The following is a 15,883-nucleotide window of genomic DNA, read 5'->3' on the forward strand; positions in this document are numbered from 1 at the left end:
GGCTCTGAAAGCTCAAACCTGCGCGTTCAGTGCCGGCCGCGACCCGCCCGTAGCCCAATCGAGAAGCTCAATCGTGTGTACGACCGGAACTGACGTGCCACTGGCAATCTGCACCATGCAGCCGATATTGCCCGCGGCAATCATATCCGGCTTGACGCTCACGATGTTGGCGACCTTGCGATCGCGCAACCGACCCGCAAGCTCAGGCTGGAGGATGTTGTAGGTCCCCGCCGAACCGCAACACAAATGGCTCTCCGGCACATCTTTCACCACGAATCCATTCTTGGAAAGCAATTCTTTCGGAAGGCTCGTGATTTTCTGCCCGTGCTGCAACGAACACGCCGAGTGATAAGCGACGACGATGTTCTCCTGCCGCGCGGCGGTCGAGAGTTCGAGGCCGGCGACGTATTCGGTGATGTCCTTGGCGAGCGACGACACCTTGGCCGCATCGGCCGCGAAGGCGGCCTCCTCGCGCAGGAGATAGCCATAATCCTTGATGACCGTGCCGCAGCCCGAGGTCGTCACGAGGATGGCATCGAGCCCCTCGCCGGCCGCTTCCTTCCGCCATGCCGCGACATTGGCGCGAGCTCGCGCCAAGGCATCCTGGTCGTCGCCGAGGTGATGGGTCAGCGCGCCGCAGCACTGCTCGTCCCTGACAAGGACAACCTCGATGCCGTGGCGCGTCAGCAGATTGATGGCGGCCTGATTGATGCGCGGCGCCAGCACCTGCTGGGCGCAGCCCTGGAGCAGCGCCACACGTCCGCGCTTCTTGCCGAGCGCTGCGAACACGCTGCCTGCAGCAGGCCCTGCCGGTGGCAGCCGGTTCGGCGCCAGCGCCAGCATCGCCTTGATGCGATGGATCAATCCGGGTGTGGCCGAAGGCCGGGGCGTCGGCAACAAGACGCCCAGCGGACGGGCGAGCCGCGCCAGCCACATGCTGAGGCGGAAGCGCTGCGGATCCGGGAGCACGAAGGCCAGCACGCGGCGCAGCAGCCGCTCGGTCAAGGGCCGCTGATAGCGCTGCTCGATGCGGACCCTGGCCTGGTCGACGAGATGCATGTAGTTCACGCCCGAGGGGCAGGTCGTCATGCAGGCAAGGCACGACAGGCAGCGGTCTATATGCTTGACCACCTCGGCCGTCGGCGCCTGGTCCTTTTCCAGCATCTCCTTGATCAGGTAGATGCGGCCGCGGGGGCTATCGAGCTCGTCCCCGAGCAAAACATAGGTCGGACAGGTCGCGGTGCAGAAGCCGCAATGGACGCAAGCACGCAGGATCTTGTCGGCTTCCGCGATATCGGGGTCGGCGAGCTGCGCCAGTGAGAATTCGGTCTTCATGCCGTAGCGCCCCGGCTCAAGCGGCCCCGGTTGAGAATGGCCTTCGGATCGAAGCTGGCGCGCACCCTCTCGCTCAGCGCGGCGATGCCCGGCTCTTGCGGATGAAATACATCGACGTCGCGCCTGACCTCCTCTTCCGCCCGGATCAGCGTGGCATGTCCTCCGGCCGCACTCACGCGTGCGCGCACGACCGGGGCATGGGCATCCGACTTCGGCGGCAATGCCGCCCAGATCAGCCCGCCGCCCCAATCGTAGATCAAATCGCCCCCCGTCTCGCGGGCCAGTTGGGTGCCGAGTGCCGCGCCCGAGGCCGGCGGGCAGACGATCCGCCACACCGGCCAGGCGCCGAGCGCGCCGGTCGCCGCGAACGGCAGCACATCGCGGATCGTGGTCCACAGCGCCTCAGATGCGCCATCCTCGACCAGGGTCGCGGTCCCGAACGACGCCAGCAGTTCGCGCAGCGATCCGGCGCGGTGCGCGACAGACGCCGTGATCCCTTCGAGCCGCAGCACGGTCAGCGGCTCGCCCTCACCCGCGACGTCGCCTAGCCCCTCGACCTTGGCCCGGAGTTCCGATTTCGGCAGATGCGCGGCACCGGAGACGTCGAAGGGCGAGCCCAGCGCCGCGGTCATGGCCTTGTTGGCGGCGGCATCATCCAGCCCACGCAGCAGCAGCGTCCGCTCGGCTTCCGGCTTCGGCATCACCTTGAGCGTAACCTCCGTCATCACCGACAGCGTGCCCCAGGAACCGGCGAGAAGCTTGCAGAGGTCGTAGCCGGTGACGTTCTTCACCACCTTGCCGCCGGTCTTGAAGCTGTCGCCAAAGCCGGAGACGGCGTGCGCCCCGAGCAGGTGATCGCGCGCGCCCCCGGCCCTGATCCGCCGTGGACCGGCAAGCCCGGCCGCGATCATGCCGCCGATAGTGCCTGACATGGGCGTGCCGAGCAGCGGAGCGGTGTTCATCGGCTCAAAGGCGAATTGCTGGTTCTTGGCATCGATCAGCGACTGCACGTCGCCCAGCGGCGCACCGGCTTGGAGCGTGACGATCAGCTCATTTGGCTCGTAGGACGTGACGGCATTCAAGGCCGAGACGTCGAGCACGGCATTGGTCGCCATCGCGTGGCCGATGCTGCGCTTACTGCCATGGCCTATGATCTCGAGCGGCTGCTCGTTCGCAATCGCCGCGCGTACCACCTCTTCAACGTCTTTGGCGTCTCTGACTCTGAGCGTATCCACGGGAAAAGCCGGTAGCGAAGTTTGCGAGGGAAAGCAATTCGTTCAGCGCAGACTAGAACCGCGGAATGTCCGGGAACGCCAGCTTGCCCGCGTGCACATGCATGCGACCGAGCTCGGCGCAGCGGTGCAGGGTCGGGAACACCTTTCCGGGATTGAGCAGGCCCTGTGAGTCGAAGGCGCATTTCAGCCGCTGCTGCTGGTTTAGGTCGATCTCGCTGAACATGTCGGGCATGAGGTCGCGTTTCTCGATGCCGACGCCGTGTTCGCCCGTGAGCACGCCGCCGAACTCGACGCAGGCGCGCAGGATGTCGGCGCCGAAGGCTTCAGCGCGCTCGATCTCGCCGGGCTTGTTGGCGTCGTAGAGGATGAGAGGGTGCAGATTGCCGTCGCCGGCGTGGAACACGTTGGCGCAGCCGAGCTGGTATTTTTCCGAGAGCTCGCGGATGCGCGCCAGCGCCTTGGGCAGCGCGCCGCGGGGAATCGTGCCGTCCATGCAGAGATAATCGGGCGAGATGCGGCCCACGGCCGGGAATGCGGCCTTGCGGCCCGCCCAGAACAGGTTGCGTTCGGCCTCCGACGTCGAAATCTGGCAGGTGGTGGAGCCGCACGCATTGGCGATGGCCTCGACGCGCGCGATCAGCTCGTCGACCTCGATCTTGGGGCCGTCGAGTTCAATGATGAGGAGCGCTTCGACGTCGAGCGGATAGCCGGCATGCACGAAGGCCTCCGCGGCGTGGATCGCCGGCTTGTCCATCATTTCCATGCCGCCCGGAATGATGCCGGCGCCGATGATGCGCGCCACGCATTCGCCGGCGGCCTCGACCTCGGCGAAGCCGACCATCAATGCGCGTGCCGTCTCGGGCTTCTGCAGGATGCGCACCGTGATCTCTGTGATGACGCCGAGCAGACCTTCGGAGCCCGTGATGACACCCATCAGGTCGTAGCCGGGGTTCTCGGCCGACTTGCCGCCGATGCGCAGGATCTCGCCGCTCATCAGCACAATCTCGCAGCCCAGCACGTTGTTGGTGGTCATGCCGTATTTCAGGCAATGCACGCCGCCGGAATTCTCCGCGACATTGCCGCCGATCGAGCAGGCGATCTGGGAGGACGGATCGGGCGCATAATAGAAGCCGGCATGAGCGACGGCTTGGCTGATCGCCAGATTGGTGACGCCGGGCTCGGTGACGACGACGCGGTTGTCGAAATCGATCTCGCGGATGCGCTTGAACTTGCCAAGCCCCAACAGCACGCCGTCCTCGAGCGGCAGCGCGCCGCCCGAGAGCGAGGTGCCAGAGCCGCGCGGCACCACCTTGATGCTCTGCTCTGCACAATATTTCAGGACGAGCGAGACCTGCTCCGTCGTATCCGGCAGCACCACGACCATCGGCGGCTGCCGGTAGGCGGTCAGCCCGTCGGACTCGTAGGCCCGCATCTCGGCGGCACTGTCGATCACGCCTTCCCCGGGCACGATCGCACGCAACGCAGCAATGATTTCCGCGCGCCGCGCGAGCACGGCCTGGTCGCTGGCAGGCATCATGATGGCCATATCAAGTCCTTCATGGCATATCGTTCCGGCTGACGCCGTACGATCGATTTGTCGCGACAAATCAATCACGTCCGCGCCCGTTTGGGTAGGCCATCCGAAAGTCGCAGCGACGATGTTCCGCGAGTTCGCTCTGGGACAAGTAGGAAATCGTGAAACCTGTCATGGTTTGGTGGCTTGTCCAAGCCGAGCAGGCCTGCCAAAAGCGGCAGGTCGGCGATTGTCGATCAGGCAAGAGACTGACCAGAGCCACCAGGGAAGAGACGAAGAGCACCCGATGACAAAACTGACTTTTGGCGCACTGACGATCCTCACCGCGATTGCCACCGCTCCCGCCGCGATGGCGCAGGATGTCGCGGCCGGCAAGACATCGTTCAACAAGTGCCTGGCCTGCCACGCGATCGGCGAAGGCGCCAAGAACAAGGTCGGCCCCGAGCTCAATGGCCTCAAGGGCCGCAAGTCGGGCACCGTTGAGGGCTACAACTACACGGACGCGAACAAGAATTCCGGCATCACCTGGGACGAGGCGACGTTCAAGGAATACATCAAGGACCCCAAGGCCAAGATCCCCGGCACAAAGATGGCGTTCGCCGGCATCAAGAACGAGACCGAGATCGCCAATCTCTGGGCCTTCATCGCCCAGTACGACAAGGACGGGAAGATCAAGCAGTAAGCGCGCAAAACGCGGCCGCTGACATCGCTTGATAACGGGTTCAGTCGGCGGCCGCCTGCGCCGGAACGATCTTGCCGATCATGGTCTCGATCTCCGCCTTCACAAGATCCGGCACGGCGTTCTGCACCATGTGGCCGAGACCGGGACGTACGATCAGCTTCGCATTCGGCACCATGGCCGCGAACGGGCGCGCATGGATGTTGGTCGATACCGTCTTGTCGGGCTCGCCGGCGATGATCGTCACCGGCGCGGAAATCTCGCCATAGCGCGCGACTTGCGCGGCGACGGCCTCCTTCAGCGTCACCAGATCATGGGCGTTGGCGATGAATTCGCGGGGGCGCAGCAGCAGCGGCGTCGCGGAGTCCTTGACGAAGCCATCCGGCATGGTTTGCGGCAGGAAGACATTGCGCGCGCCGGATTCAGCGAGAACATAGCCGAGCGGCAGCGTGATGGTGTAGGCGAGCAGCGGACCGATCACGGGCGTTGCGATGATCTCGTTGTAGCGGCCGACGCCGCCGCGCCAGGGATGAGTGACGGGCGCGAGCATCACAAGACCGGCAACGCGGTGCGGATGATCGAGCGCGATCCGCGCGCCGAGAGCACCGCTCCAGGAATGCACCACGAAGACCGCGCGATCGATCCCGAGCTTATGAAGCGCCTCGTCGATCATCCGCGCCTGGATCTGCGGTGTCGAATCCTGCCGGCGCGCCCGCGAGCTCCAGCCATGGCCGGGGCGGTCGATCAGAACAACGCGCCGGTCCTCCGCGAGGATATCGCCGAGCGGCCGCCGCATCGCTTCGAGATTGGAACTCGCGCCGTGCAGCATCACGACCGGCAGGCCGGCCTCACGCGGGCCGAGATCGACGACGTGCAGCGTCGCGCCGTCGACTTCGATCATCCGGCCCTGCGGCGGAAAGGCGCGTTGCACGGCGACGATTCCCACCTGCGTGACCAGGGCCAGCAGAACCAGCGCCGTCACGGCTGACATCACGATCATCGAGCGAATCCGGGTGATCCTGGGCACAGGGCAGTTACGAGAGCGATCGGACGGCAGTTTCGCCGCCGGCCTTTTTCGCTTCCACTGTAAATGCCGGGGCTGTGGATATGTGCATAATTCAAAACGAAAAAACTCAACGAAATCAGCGGCTCTCCCAACGCGCGCGCCGGCCCGGGATAGCTTCATGCAGTCGTCATCGCGGCGTCCATATAATCGCCACGGTCGGTTCCGCCATCTACGCGCGGATGGGCGCCGATCCGCCTCGCAACCTCAGAGATGCGGGAAAGACCGGCAGGATTTGTCCTGGTTGAACCGGAGAACCTCAATGAGCTTCAGATCAAGCGACACTGCGATCGACGAAATCGTCGCGAGTTGCAATGGCGACCTGCGCGGTGCGGTGCGGGCGCTGCTCCTGATCAACGAGCATCTCGAGACCGAGCTTGCAAGGGCTTACGCCGCAGCGGCCGATCGCGGCCTTGTCGAGCGCGGCGGCAACGTCCTGCATTGAAGTGCGATCGATCGCACTTCAGGCTCTCTCTTGAGCGTGATCTCGTCGAAAGAGACCGCCGCACACGTTTCCGGATCATGCTCGGCGCGCGGGCTAGTTCGTCCCGTCTTCCTCCTTTTCGTCCTCGGGCGTGACTGCGGGACAGACGCGGATCGTCGAGCGGGCAAGCTTGGCATCCGCCCTTGACTTGTAGGGACCGTCGCCGAAGAAGATGTCGCCGGCGATGACCGGATTGCTGGTCACGATATTGCATTTTCCGGTGGCGCGGTTGCCGACCACCCAGAACAGTCCGTCGGCGAAGCTCACCGTTCCCGACCCGAGCAGCAAGACAGCTGCGACCATCAAACGCTTCATGGCTTTCGCTCCTGCCGTGGACGTAGGCCTGCAAAGCGCCGCGCAACAGCCCCGCTGCGCGACGGCTGCGATCGTGGTTAATCGGCGACGGCTGCAATCGCTCAAGAAATGATCGAGTTGTAGGCTAGATGTCGCGGCCCTCGACCTTCTCGGTCAGCGCCTTGACCTGATCGGGTATCTTTTCGAGGTGGGGATTGACGGCGAGCGCCTTGCGATAGGCATCAAGTGCGCGCTTCTCGTTGCCGACCTCCTGCATGATCATGCCGAGACCAGCGAGCGCGCCGAAATGGCGCGGCTCCCGGATCAGCACTTGCTGGATGTCCGAAAGAGAGCGGCCATAGTCGTTCTGCATGTAATAGAGCGTCGCACGCCGGTTCCATGCCTCGATGTAATCCGGCCTGAGCTTGATGACCGAATCCAGGAGCTTGATCGCAACCTCGATCTTCTTCGCGTCGACCGCGGTCTTGGCCCGTGCCATCAGAAGCGCCGCAGTGTCGCTCGGTGTCTGCAGCCAGACCGCCCAGATCCGCGCCTCGACGTGCTTGGCGCTGGCCTCGTCGGGGGCCGCCTTCAACGCGCCGAACAGGAAGTCGAGATTCTTGCTGCGATCGACCTTGGGCAGCTTGGCAGGCGCTTCCGGGAGCTTCTTCTGTTTGCCGGGCGGCTCAACCTGCTGCGCCAGGGCTGGAGCCACGCCGGCGGTTCCCAGCACAAGGGCCAGACACAGCGCGCGGACGAAGGGGAATCTGATTGTCATCGTGAAAGTCTAAACGCGCAAAGCCGCCCTTGCCAAGCAAGGGCGGCGTCAAACTCGTGTGAGAGCGTAGTCTTGCGGAGCGCCTGACGGCGCCCGGCAGGGCAAGATCAGCCTTAGGGCGGATCAGCCCTGGCGAGCCTTGAAGCGGCGCTGCACCTTGTTGATCACATAGACCCGGCCCTTGCGGCGGACCAGGCGGTTGGCGCGATGGCGACCGCGCAGTGATTTCAGCGAGTTACGGACCTTCATGGCAGAATCCTGAACGTTCGAAAGGCCGTTTTCGGCACTACCGTTTCGGCACGCGCGAATGTGGCAAAATGGGATCTTTCCCGCCGGCGGACCGACCGCCCGGGACGGGGCGGTTCTTAAGGCATGGCGGGAGGTGATGTCAATGTTAACTGGCCGCGCCGGACCGGCAATCCGTGAAAACAACCCCATGCACTGTAGAAGCGGCCGGATCGGCCGGATTTTCTGGCAATGACTTCAAAGGCCTCCCGCGACGCCTTGCCAAATTCGTTATATACTATAATCAATTCGGCAACACGTCGGGAGGACACCCATGCCGAAGCTGAAGCTGCCAAACATCGACGATGTCGTCGCCATCGACATCCACACCCATGCCGAGGAGCCCTGCGGCACGCATCCCGACGACGGCTACGACGATTTCCAGGCGCAGATGGCGGAGTATTTCAAGTCGCCGCACAAGCATCCGCCGACGGTGCCGGAGACCGCGGCCTACTACCGCTCGAAGAACATCGCCGCCGTGATCTTCCCTGTCGATGCCGAGCGCGAGACCGGTTTCCGCCGCTACAAGAACGAGGAGATGCTGGAGATCGCCTCCGAGCATCTGGACGTCCTCATCCCCTTCGTCTCGATCGACCCGCACAAGGGCAAGCTGGGCGCGCGCGAGGCGCGCAAGCTGATCGAGGAATACGGCGTGCGCGGCTTCAAATTCCACCCGACCATGCAGGGCTTCTATGCCAACGACCGCATGGCCTATCCACTCTATGAAGAGATCAACAATGGCGGCGCGATCGCGCTGTTCCACACCGGCCAGACCGGCGTCGGCTCCGGCATGCCGGGCGGCATGGGCATGCGGCTGAAATATTCCAACCCCATGTACATGGACGACGTCGCGGCCGACTTCCCCGATCTCAAGATCATCCTCGCACACCCCTCCTTCCCCTGGCAGGAAGAGGCGCTGTCGGTCGCGACCCACAAGCCGAACGTCTACATCGACCTCTCCGGCTGGTCGCCAAAGTATTTTCCGCCGATCCTGGTGCGCTACATCAACTCGATTCTGCAGGACAAGATGCTGTTCGGCTCGGACTGGCCGGTGATCACGCCGGACCGCTGGCTGTCGGACTTCGCCAAGATCGACATCCGCGACGAGATCCGGCCGAAGGTGCTGAAGGCCAACGCGCGCAAGCTGTTGGGGATCTAGTGGCGGCATGAGTTTGGGTTGAACCTGTTTGCTTTGCGCTTGGGCTCGACGTCGGCCTGAAGCGTGGCTCACTATTCCAATTCGCCCGCGGCCAGGCACCGGCTGTAATGAGCGGGCGCAGGATTGCAGCGGTTCAATCGGCGAGACTGTGTTTGCTCATTCGCAAGGCGACAACCACACCCTCGTCTGACCACTCGAAAGCTATGGTGCCGCCAAGCTGTGAAGCCATGCTCCGGTGCACCATCTTGCTTCCGAAGCCGTGCAGCTTTGTTGGCGCGACCACCGGAGGGCCGCCGCGTTCGGTCCACATGACCACAACTTCGTCTTCATGGGCGTTGCATGAAACGTCCAAGGTGCCACTCGAAACAGACAATGCGCCGTATTTCGCAGAGTTTGTCGCCAGTTCGTGGATCACGAGGGCTAGTGCCGTGCTCGAGCTCTCTCCCACGGTCATCTTGGGGACCGAAACGCGAATACGAACACTAGCTCCCTTCTCATCGTACGGTGCGAGCAGGACAGAGATGAGATCGCCGAGAAGCGTGGCCCCGGTCTTCTGACCGGGTATTCGACGAATGAGGTCTTGAGCACGGCCTAGGGCGATCAGGCGACTGGTCAGTTCCTGTGCCATCTCTTCTTTTGTTTCGGCCGAGCGGGATGTGATTTGGGTAAGGGCCGTCGCAATCGTCAAAAGATTCTTCACCCGATGGCTCATCTCCCCCGCCAGCAGTTCATTTGCTTCCTCGGCCTGCTTGCGTTGGGTGACATCAAGGAAGATACCGAACATAACTCGTTCTGCGATGTCAGCATCGTCCCCTTGGCCCCGGGCGGAGATCCAGCGAACATCGCCTCCAGATAAGATACGAAAATCGATCTCATAAGCGCCCACTACCGCTCGCGTTGCCGAAAAGGCCGACCTGACCCTTTCGAGATCGGCAGGATGAATATTCCTGGACAGTATTTCGAAGGTAATTGTCCGTTCTTCCTTCGGAACATCCCAAAGATCATATGCGGCCTCGTCCATCGTGATCGCGTCAGTGTCGACGTTCCAAGACCACAATGCGACGCCGGCGGCGCGCGTCGCGGCCCGGAGGTGCTTTTCGTGCCATACGGGCATGCTCACGTCTCGAGGAGACATTGGTTTAGTTTTCCCGCTGATTCAGGTAAGGCGCGTCCTCATCCGAAGTGAAGGCGCCATGATGTGCCGGTGATGGATTCACTAGGCGCTGGTTCCCTCAAGATAGATACAGAATTCCACAGCAAAGCAGCCGTAGTGACGCTGCAACCGCAACTCGTCCCCTGCACTGACGGGCGGTTCCGATGTAGCCGGGTGACCGCTTTGAGAATAAGCCAAAGGGCGGCTTACTTTCACGACTCAATGCTGATGAAGCAGTTTGCGGGCTTCGTCCTCACCCCGAGGCTCCATTCTTCGTCCGGCCGGGACTTGCCAACGACGTCCTGAACGGAGCGCCTGCGAAAGGTCGTCGCCGCCCGCCATGCCGCCTTGTCATCCGGCAATCCCCCGTCATGGCTTGGGCACCTTGTGGACGTGGAGGAAGTGTCTGGGCATTCTCAAGTATGCCGCTGCGGCGGACAGACGGCTCCAGATACGGGAACGAAATCGGGCCACTTCTAAGTCAACTTAGGCCGGTAGCGCGGGCGACGCGCGCGCTCCCGCGATGAGCGCACCTCAGTCAAGCATTGCTCAACTTCGCTGATGGGCAATTGTGGACATTCCCGCAACGGACTTCCCTATGAGGTCCTGTGCCCCCGGGACGCAGATGGCGGATATGCCGCCTGCGCATCGGATTGCAATTGCTCCTCAGCCCGATGCCAATATTCTTCGTCCCTTCCTTCCTGTCGGCCCTCCAATTCCCAAAGATGGTGGGCCCGCTCACGGATCCGTCCTTCAAGAGCGGTGCCATCCTCTCCTCCGTCTCCGAGACTTGTAACGCCTTGGTCGGACATGCATTCATCCCTTTGAGTGTTCGGCTACGAGGTCACGCGATAAGAACGTGTCGCGCTAGCTATGGAAGAGTGCCGCTGCACAACGAGAAGCAGCAGGAACACGGGAACCACGATTGGCGGAACGATCCATTCCGAGGTCCAACAATGCCAAATCGCACGCTCCTGCGCGAGCACGACGTGGTCGTGCTTCAATGACCGGTTCTCGGCGAGAGCGCACGTGACTCTCAGTCACCGGTCGAAGCCGTAGCGGAAGATACGGTGGTGGATACGACCCTACGCTTGCATCACGCCAATAGCGAGGACTAAACGCCGCGCGCCCCGATGGCTCGATAGTGCTGGCTATTGCCACGCACAAAGCCCAAGGTCCTGATCGCCGGTGCCGGTCGGGGACGCTCTCACAAGAAGGCAGGCGCGCATGACCATCCGTTCGCGGCGGGAAACCGTCACATTCAAGCATCCGTTCCACATCCGCGGCATTGCGCGCGAGTTGCCGGCAGGCCGCTATGAGGTCGTCACCGACGAGGAGATGATCGATGGACTTTCGTTCGCGGCTTGGCGCCGTGTCGCCACCATGATCACGGTGCCGTCCAAAGACGTGCAGGGCGCGACGGAGATACGCGCGATCAGTTCGGTCGACCTCGCGGACGCTCAGCGCACCGACGTGAACCGCTGATGACCGACATCCCCGTCGAGTTCGACAAGCACCGCTGCAAGGCGGCGCAGTAGGCAACAGATCTTCGCCGTGCGCTGGCCGAGATCGAGAACAATGCCAGGGACCTGCGCGAGCGCGAATCCAATCTGCCTAATGCACCGTCTGTGCAGCAGCTTCGTCGATGGCCGCCATGACGTCAGGCATTGCAGACTGGTGAATCATATGACCCACTCCGGTGATGCGGTGCAGTTTACTTTGCTTGACCTCTCCATGAAGCCTGGCCGATTGCTCATTGATATCAATCAAGCGATCCCCTTCACCCGCAATGATGATCGTAGGCATCCCAAGTTCGCTGTAGGTCTTTTCAGCCGAGAACGCACCGGGGACCATCAAAGCTGCTTCTGCGGCGCCGGCACGCATCTGCCCCGGTCGCAGTGCCATGTCTCTGGGAAAACCGGCAAACTTCCCAGGAGCCGACTGCGGGCCGAACAGCTTCTTCAACATCGCAGGCCACATCAAGCGACCGAGGAGCGGCGAGGCGGTGTAGCTGATGATGTCCCCTAGTCCCGGCGTCGCGGGCAACAGGGAGGTCGCTGAATCGCTCCGAGCGGTGGGGAAATAGTAGCCCGACGCAAGCACCAAGGCTTCGACCGAAGACGGGTGCCGGATCGCGAGCGCTACCGCGACAGACGCTCCCCACGAATGCCCGAGCACGATCGCGCGGTCGACATTCAACTGATCAAGTGCAACCTTGAACAGATCCGCTTGCGCTTCCGGGGTCCAAACGACGTTGCGGGGTCGGAGGCTATGTCCGAAGCCAGGCCGGTCGAACACGATCACCCGGTAGGTTTCAGCCGCGCGATCAATCAAGCCACTCGATTGGAAATCCTGAATCATGCTGCCGTTCCCGTGGAAGAGAACGAGAGGCCGACCATTGCCGCGTTCAACATAGTGCAGCCGGACGCCGTTGACCTCGATGAATCGCCCTTGTGGAGGATTGTCGCGTTGCGCCTTCTTCGCAAGCTTCCGGTTTATGAGCGCAGCGCCCGCCATGAGAGTGGCCGCGCCAGCAACGGTGGCAAGCGCAGGGTGACGCTGGAATGCGACGAGACACTTGGACAGGATTCTTGGAAAACGAACATGCGGGACAGTCATTGGCACCACCTCTCCGGGTCTGCACGATGCCTCAGGCATTGAGAAATGTTGCAGGTGAAATGAACGGACAGGCCGCCGCTTCGTTCCTCGGTCAAAGCAGACGTGACTGCAAGCAGTCGAGCGCTCGGAACCAGCGCCGACTAGTTGAAGCCGGCTCTCTGGCGCTTCTTCCTCGCAGCCATATATAGCAGCTATCAGCGTCGTTCCCGGCGGTTCGCCATCTTCGGAGTAGGCCGACTTGGAGCCAGCGCGGCTGCCGGCGGGAGTTGCCGTTGATCACCCTGGACATCAGCATACGACGACCTGTCGCTTCGACGAACCGGTAGGCCTTCTTCCTCATCGCCTTATGCTTCGCCCGCGCGAAAGCCGAGATGTTCGGCTGCTGTCCAGCCGGATCTCGGCGTCGCCCGATGCGGTCCTGAGCTGGGCCAGCGATGTGTTCGGGAATACAGTCACGACGGCAACGTTTGCCACGAAGGCGAGCACTCTGGTGATCTCCAGCGTTGCCAAGCTTCAGCTCGCTTCGGTCGAGTGGCCGATTTTCGACATCGCCGTCTCTGCAACATCCTACCCCTTCTTCTATTCCGATCATGATTGGGCCGATCTTGGCGCCTTGGCCAGTCCGCAGTTCGCGGACCCCGAAGGAACGTTGCGAAACTGGGCACGAATGTTTGTTCGCGGAAGCCAGACCGACACATTGGCGCTGCTCAAGGACCTAAGCGTTGGGACTTCGGAAGCTGTCCGATATCAGAGCCGTGACGAGGAAGGCACCCAAACTCCGCTGGAGACCTTGAGCCGTGGCTGGGGTTCATGCCGGGATCTGGCGGTGTTGTTCACCGAAGCGGCCCGCGTACTGGGTTTCGGAGCGAGGATCGTTTCCGGCTATCTGTACAGCCCGAGCCAGCAAAGTGCGGGCTCCGGCGGAGCAGGGTCAACGCATGCGTGGGCCGAGATCTTCGTACCGGGAGCGGGCTGGATCACCTTTGACCCAACAAACCGCAGCTTAGGCGGCTTCAACTTGGTTCCCATCGCGGTAGCCCGCGACATCCGCCAGATTGCCCCTGTATCCGGCAGCTACATCGGCAGCACCCATGCCTTCGCCGGCATGTCAGTGGAGGTTCTGGTCACCTCATAGCTCGCGACCGAGCAACTTCTTCGTCGCAAGCCGATTGTATTGGAGTAGCTGAGTGTTGCTCATCGCGGCGGATCAATCAATTTCCGATTGCCATTGCACCGCATCAAGCGCCGGCTTAGCCAGTCTCTTGAGAGCATGTGGTGACGGTGACGGCAGACGGGCAGCTACCTTCTTCGAACATCGCACGACGAGACGCCTGCTAACCTGAATTGGACCGCCGTATGATCGAGTTTCCAAATCAAAGCCGCTCGTATGACCGGACGAGACGTGCGGTGCATTTCTGGGGCTCAGACAGCGCGATTGAGGCATCATTCTTCATTGAGGAAGACGCCTTAAAACGACTTCAGCCGGGTGCCTGTCACGAAGCTGATTTCCTGAATGCATTTGACCGCAATCGTGATGTGATCTGCGCCACAGCCGCAAAGGTTTATGTGCGCGGCAGCAGGGGCTCTTATGATCTTGTCGCCAACCAATTCTCAAAAGGGGCCTGATGAACAATAAACCCGATTTGCTTTCGGCCCATGCTTCCGCAGGTTGAATGAATGAGCAACTTCAAGATCACACTCGCACGCATTGAGATGATCTCGCCGAATGAGCGAGGTGAGGATATGGGTCTAACGTTTCGATTTGAGCGCGATCAAACCAGTTTTACCTTGCCGATCTTCCTCAACTCTCGCGAATTTGACGACACGGAGATGGTAAAGGTCGCCCGGAGCAAGCTACACGACGTTTTCGAACAGCTCTTCACTCAATGCGAGGATTGGCAATTGTCCGATGCCGAGCGCCGTGAGCTCGCAAGGCTCAACGTGCGGCCGGAAGCGCCGATCCCATGAGCGATGCGCTCCCAATATGATGTGCTTCCATATCGAGATGCAAAATGGAGGGCTCTCTTGGCTGCTTCTCTCAGGGCCGAGTCACTCCACCCCTGCCGGCAGGTCCCCGGGTTGAGAGAAATAGAAGCGCATCCCTAGCGAAAGCGCTCAAGAGGAGGGAGGGTTCCTGGCCAAGTGCAAATGGCTGTCATCGAAGCCCGACGCCTCAACAACCCTCTCATAGTCCTCGATCGTCACAAAGTTCTTTTGAAGGTCAGGAACCCGCTCGGTGCGGGCTGCGGGGGGGAACGAGAACCGGCCCGTCGCCAAACGCGCGTCTGACGACGGGTCGTCCCGGGTGGATGCCGTGTCTAGATCACGGCACAGACCGACCTTTCAATCCTTTCGCTCGCGGAGTCGTTCCTACCTGCTTGAAACGTGGTTCGCATTGTCACAGCCTACGTCCGTTTCGGTCACAAGCCGCCGACCGTACTTGCAGTCACAAGCTTCCGCTTTTCTTTGGTAAGCTGCCGAGCTTGTAACGACAACCACACGGAAGGACAGCCGATGAGCTTGAAAGCCGTCGTCTTCGACGCCTACGGGACGCTCTACGACATCCAGTCGGTCGCTGAGATCACCGAGGATGCGTTTCCGGGCTATGGCGAGATCATCACCCAGGTCTGGCGCATCAAGCAGCTCGAATACACCTGGCTGCGCTCTCTGATGCGGCGCTATCTGGACTTTGCTGCCATCACCCGCGACTCGCTTGCCTATACGCTGCGTGTGCTCGGCTTGGCCTACGAGAGCGAGGTGTTCGAGCGCGTGATCGAGAAATATCTGCACCTTGATCTCTATCCGGATGCGACTGCAACGCTTGCGGCCCTGAGACCGCGCAAGCTCGCCATCCTCTCCAACGGCAGCCCGGACATGCTCGATGCGCTCGTGCGCAATTCGGGCCTGGAGGCTCTGCTCGATGCGACCATCAGCGTCGACGCGAAGAAGATCTTCAAGCCGAGCCCGCAAGCCTATGAGCTGATCGGCGAGGTGCTCGGCACCGCGCCGAACGAGGTCCTGTTCGTCTCTTCCAATCCCTGGGACGCCGCCGGAGCGAAATCGTTCGGATTGAACGTCGCCTGGATCGATCGGGTGACGCCCGAAGCCATGGCGCTGGCTTGCGTCGAGAACGAAGCCGTGGCACCGCTGACGATGTTCAAGGCGATCCGCACCCAGATGGACGAGCTCGGCTTTGCGCCGGACCATCGGATCCGCTCGCTCTCCGAACTGCCGAGAATCGCCTAAGTGTCGTCGCGCCCATGAG

General features: G+C 61.9%; 18 protein-coding genes. 8 read left to right on the forward strand and 10 right to left on the reverse strand.

What is annotated here, in order from left to right; translation table 11 throughout:
* Window positions 1–12 precede the first annotated feature (12 nt).
* Genes glcF through K408_RS0101360 form a run of 3 tightly spaced genes read right to left on the reverse strand, consistent with a single transcriptional unit; the run spans window position 13 to window position 4,116 of the window.
* The gene (gene glcF / locus K408_RS0101350; protein WP_024337508.1) at window positions 13–1,335 is read right to left on the reverse strand and encodes a glycolate oxidase subunit GlcF; all 1,323 of its coding nucleotides are present in this window, start codon (window positions 1,333–1,335) and stop codon (window positions 13–15) included.
* Complete coding sequence (locus K408_RS0101355) at window positions 1,332–2,570, reverse strand: FAD-binding protein (protein ID WP_024337507.1); 1,239 nt, start codon at window positions 2,568–2,570, stop codon at window positions 1,332–1,334. Before K408_RS0101355 ends, glcF begins: the two co-directional genes overlap by 4 nt.
* A gap of 52 nt (window positions 2,571–2,622) precedes the next feature.
* The gene (locus tag K408_RS0101360; protein ID WP_024337506.1) at window positions 2,623–4,116 is read right to left on the reverse strand and encodes an FAD-linked oxidase C-terminal domain-containing protein; all 1,494 of its coding nucleotides are present in this window, start codon (window positions 4,114–4,116) and stop codon (window positions 2,623–2,625) included.
* A gap of 274 nt (window positions 4,117–4,390) precedes the next feature.
* Between K408_RS0101360 and cycA the strand changes: the two genes are divergently transcribed.
* A complete protein-coding gene (gene cycA, locus K408_RS0101365) occupies window positions 4,391–4,786 on the forward strand; it encodes a cytochrome c-550 CycA (protein ID WP_024337505.1) in 396 nt (131 codons plus the stop codon).
* Between the two features lie 40 nt (window positions 4,787–4,826).
* Here cycA and K408_RS0101370 read toward each other — a convergent pair whose 3' ends face one another.
* Complete coding sequence (locus K408_RS0101370) at window positions 4,827–5,783, reverse strand: alpha/beta fold hydrolase (protein ID WP_024337504.1); 957 nt, start codon at window positions 5,781–5,783, stop codon at window positions 4,827–4,829.
* A 325-nt stretch (window positions 5,784–6,108) separates the two neighbouring features.
* Between K408_RS0101370 and K408_RS0101375 the strand changes: the two genes are divergently transcribed.
* A complete protein-coding gene (locus K408_RS0101375) occupies window positions 6,109–6,291 on the forward strand; it encodes a hypothetical protein (protein ID WP_024337503.1) in 183 nt (60 codons plus the stop codon).
* Between the two features lie 93 nt (window positions 6,292–6,384).
* On the opposite strand, the gene K408_RS0101380 is transcribed toward K408_RS0101375, so the two are convergent.
* From K408_RS0101380 to ykgO, 3 genes are all read right to left on the reverse strand, one after another.
* Window positions 6,385–6,645 (reverse strand): hypothetical protein, encoded by a 261-nt coding sequence (locus tag K408_RS0101380; RefSeq protein ID WP_024337502.1) that lies wholly within the window; start codon window positions 6,643–6,645, stop codon window positions 6,385–6,387.
* A gap of 124 nt (window positions 6,646–6,769) precedes the next feature.
* Window positions 6,770–7,402, reverse strand: coding sequence for a tetratricopeptide repeat protein (locus K408_RS0101385; protein ID WP_024337501.1), 633 nt, complete (start codon window positions 7,400–7,402; stop codon window positions 6,770–6,772).
* Between the two features lie 123 nt (window positions 7,403–7,525).
* A complete protein-coding gene (ykgO, locus tag K408_RS0101390) occupies window positions 7,526–7,651 on the reverse strand; it encodes a type B 50S ribosomal protein L36 (RefSeq protein ID WP_006611362.1) in 126 nt (41 codons plus the stop codon).
* A gap of 310 nt (window positions 7,652–7,961) precedes the next feature.
* On the opposite strand from ykgO, the gene K408_RS0101395 reads away from it, so the two are divergent.
* Window positions 7,962–8,846 carry an amidohydrolase family protein gene (locus K408_RS0101395; RefSeq protein ID WP_024337500.1) on the forward strand — a complete coding sequence of 295 codons (885 nt, stop codon included), beginning with the start codon at window positions 7,962–7,964 and terminating at the stop codon, window positions 8,844–8,846.
* 133 nt (window positions 8,847–8,979) lie between these two features.
* On the opposite strand, the gene K408_RS0101400 is transcribed toward K408_RS0101395, so the two are convergent.
* Together K408_RS0101400 and K408_RS40860 are read right to left on the reverse strand one after the other, a co-directional pair.
* Entirely contained in the window at window positions 8,980–9,960 is a 981-nt protein-coding gene (locus tag K408_RS0101400) for a sensor histidine kinase (RefSeq protein WP_155248252.1), read from the reverse strand.
* Between the two features lie 635 nt (window positions 9,961–10,595).
* On the reverse strand, window positions 10,596–10,811 hold the full coding sequence (locus tag K408_RS40860) for a DUF2934 domain-containing protein (RefSeq protein WP_080654822.1): 216 nt from the start codon (window positions 10,809–10,811) through the stop codon (window positions 10,596–10,598).
* Window positions 10,812–11,226: 415 nt separating this feature from the next.
* On the opposite strand from K408_RS40860, the gene K408_RS0101405 reads away from it, so the two are divergent.
* Complete coding sequence (locus K408_RS0101405; protein ID WP_024337498.1) at window positions 11,227–11,484, forward strand: hypothetical protein; 258 nt, start codon at window positions 11,227–11,229, stop codon at window positions 11,482–11,484.
* A 129-nt stretch (window positions 11,485–11,613) separates the two neighbouring features.
* Here K408_RS0101405 and K408_RS0101410 read toward each other — a convergent pair whose 3' ends face one another.
* Complete coding sequence (locus K408_RS0101410; protein ID WP_024337497.1) at window positions 11,614–12,618, reverse strand: alpha/beta fold hydrolase; 1,005 nt, start codon at window positions 12,616–12,618, stop codon at window positions 11,614–11,616.
* Between the two features lie 238 nt (window positions 12,619–12,856).
* Here K408_RS0101410 and K408_RS0101415 point away from each other — a divergent pair, with 238 nt between their 5' ends.
* The 4 genes from K408_RS0101415 (at window position 12,857) to K408_RS0101425 (ending at window position 15,864) form a co-directional block, all read left to right on the forward strand.
* Window positions 12,857–13,753, forward strand: coding sequence for a transglutaminase family protein (locus K408_RS0101415; protein WP_024337496.1), 897 nt, complete (start codon window positions 12,857–12,859; stop codon window positions 13,751–13,753).
* Between the two features lie 221 nt (window positions 13,754–13,974).
* Entirely contained in the window at window positions 13,975–14,244 is a 270-nt protein-coding gene (locus tag K408_RS37460; protein ID WP_035697758.1) for a DUF1488 family protein, read from the forward strand.
* Window positions 14,245–14,295: 51 nt separating this feature from the next.
* Window positions 14,296–14,586 carry a hypothetical protein gene (locus K408_RS0101420; RefSeq protein ID WP_024337495.1) on the forward strand — a complete coding sequence of 97 codons (291 nt, stop codon included), beginning with the start codon at window positions 14,296–14,298 and terminating at the stop codon, window positions 14,584–14,586.
* 546 nt (window positions 14,587–15,132) lie between these two features.
* Entirely contained in the window at window positions 15,133–15,864 is a 732-nt protein-coding gene (locus tag K408_RS0101425; RefSeq protein ID WP_024337494.1) for a haloacid dehalogenase type II, read from the forward strand.
* Window positions 15,865–15,883: the final 19 nt, after the last annotated feature.

The sequence above is a fragment of the Bradyrhizobium sp. in8p8 genome (genome assembly GCF_000426845.1).
GTDB lineage: Bacteria > Pseudomonadota > Alphaproteobacteria > Rhizobiales > Xanthobacteraceae > Bradyrhizobium > Bradyrhizobium japonicum_C.

Excerpts from the sequence above, each read along its gene's own strand:
- K408_RS0101375 (WP_024337503.1), top strand. The coding sequence starts at position 6,109 with ATGAGCTTCAGATCAAGCGACACTGCGATCGACGAAATCGTCGCGAGT.
- K408_RS0101410 (WP_024337497.1), bottom strand. The coding sequence starts at position 12,618 with ATGACTGTCCCGCATGTTCGTTTTCCAAGAATCCTGTCCAAGTGTCTC.
- K408_RS40860 (WP_080654822.1), bottom strand. The coding sequence starts at position 10,811 with ATGTCCGACCAAGGCGTTACAAGTCTCGGAGACGGAGGAGAGGATGGC.
- K408_RS0101400 (WP_155248252.1), bottom strand. The coding sequence starts at position 9,960 with ATGCCCGTATGGCACGAAAAGCACCTCCGGGCCGCGACGCGCGCCGCC.
- cycA (WP_024337505.1), top strand. The coding sequence starts at position 4,391 with ATGACAAAACTGACTTTTGGCGCACTGACGATCCTCACCGCGATTGCC.
- K408_RS0101380 (WP_024337502.1), bottom strand. The coding sequence starts at position 6,645 with ATGAAGCGTTTGATGGTCGCAGCTGTCTTGCTGCTCGGGTCGGGAACG.
- K408_RS0101370 (WP_024337504.1), bottom strand. The coding sequence starts at position 5,783 with ATGATCGTGATGTCAGCCGTGACGGCGCTGGTTCTGCTGGCCCTGGTC.
- K408_RS0101420 (WP_024337495.1), top strand. The coding sequence starts at position 14,296 with ATGAGCAACTTCAAGATCACACTCGCACGCATTGAGATGATCTCGCCG.
- K408_RS0101395 (WP_024337500.1), top strand. The coding sequence starts at position 7,962 with ATGCCGAAGCTGAAGCTGCCAAACATCGACGATGTCGTCGCCATCGAC.
- K408_RS0101360 (WP_024337506.1), bottom strand. The coding sequence starts at position 4,116 with ATGGCCATCATGATGCCTGCCAGCGACCAGGCCGTGCTCGCGCGGCGC.
- ykgO (WP_006611362.1), bottom strand. The coding sequence starts at position 7,651 with ATGAAGGTCCGTAACTCGCTGAAATCACTGCGCGGTCGCCATCGCGCC.
- K408_RS0101405 (WP_024337498.1), top strand. The coding sequence starts at position 11,227 with ATGACCATCCGTTCGCGGCGGGAAACCGTCACATTCAAGCATCCGTTC.
- glcF (WP_024337508.1), bottom strand. The coding sequence starts at position 1,335 with ATGAAGACCGAATTCTCACTGGCGCAGCTCGCCGACCCCGATATCGCG.
- K408_RS0101425 (WP_024337494.1), top strand. The coding sequence starts at position 15,133 with ATGAGCTTGAAAGCCGTCGTCTTCGACGCCTACGGGACGCTCTACGAC.
- K408_RS0101385 (WP_024337501.1), bottom strand. The coding sequence starts at position 7,402 with ATGACAATCAGATTCCCCTTCGTCCGCGCGCTGTGTCTGGCCCTTGTG.
- K408_RS37460 (WP_035697758.1), top strand. The coding sequence starts at position 13,975 with ATGATCGAGTTTCCAAATCAAAGCCGCTCGTATGACCGGACGAGACGT.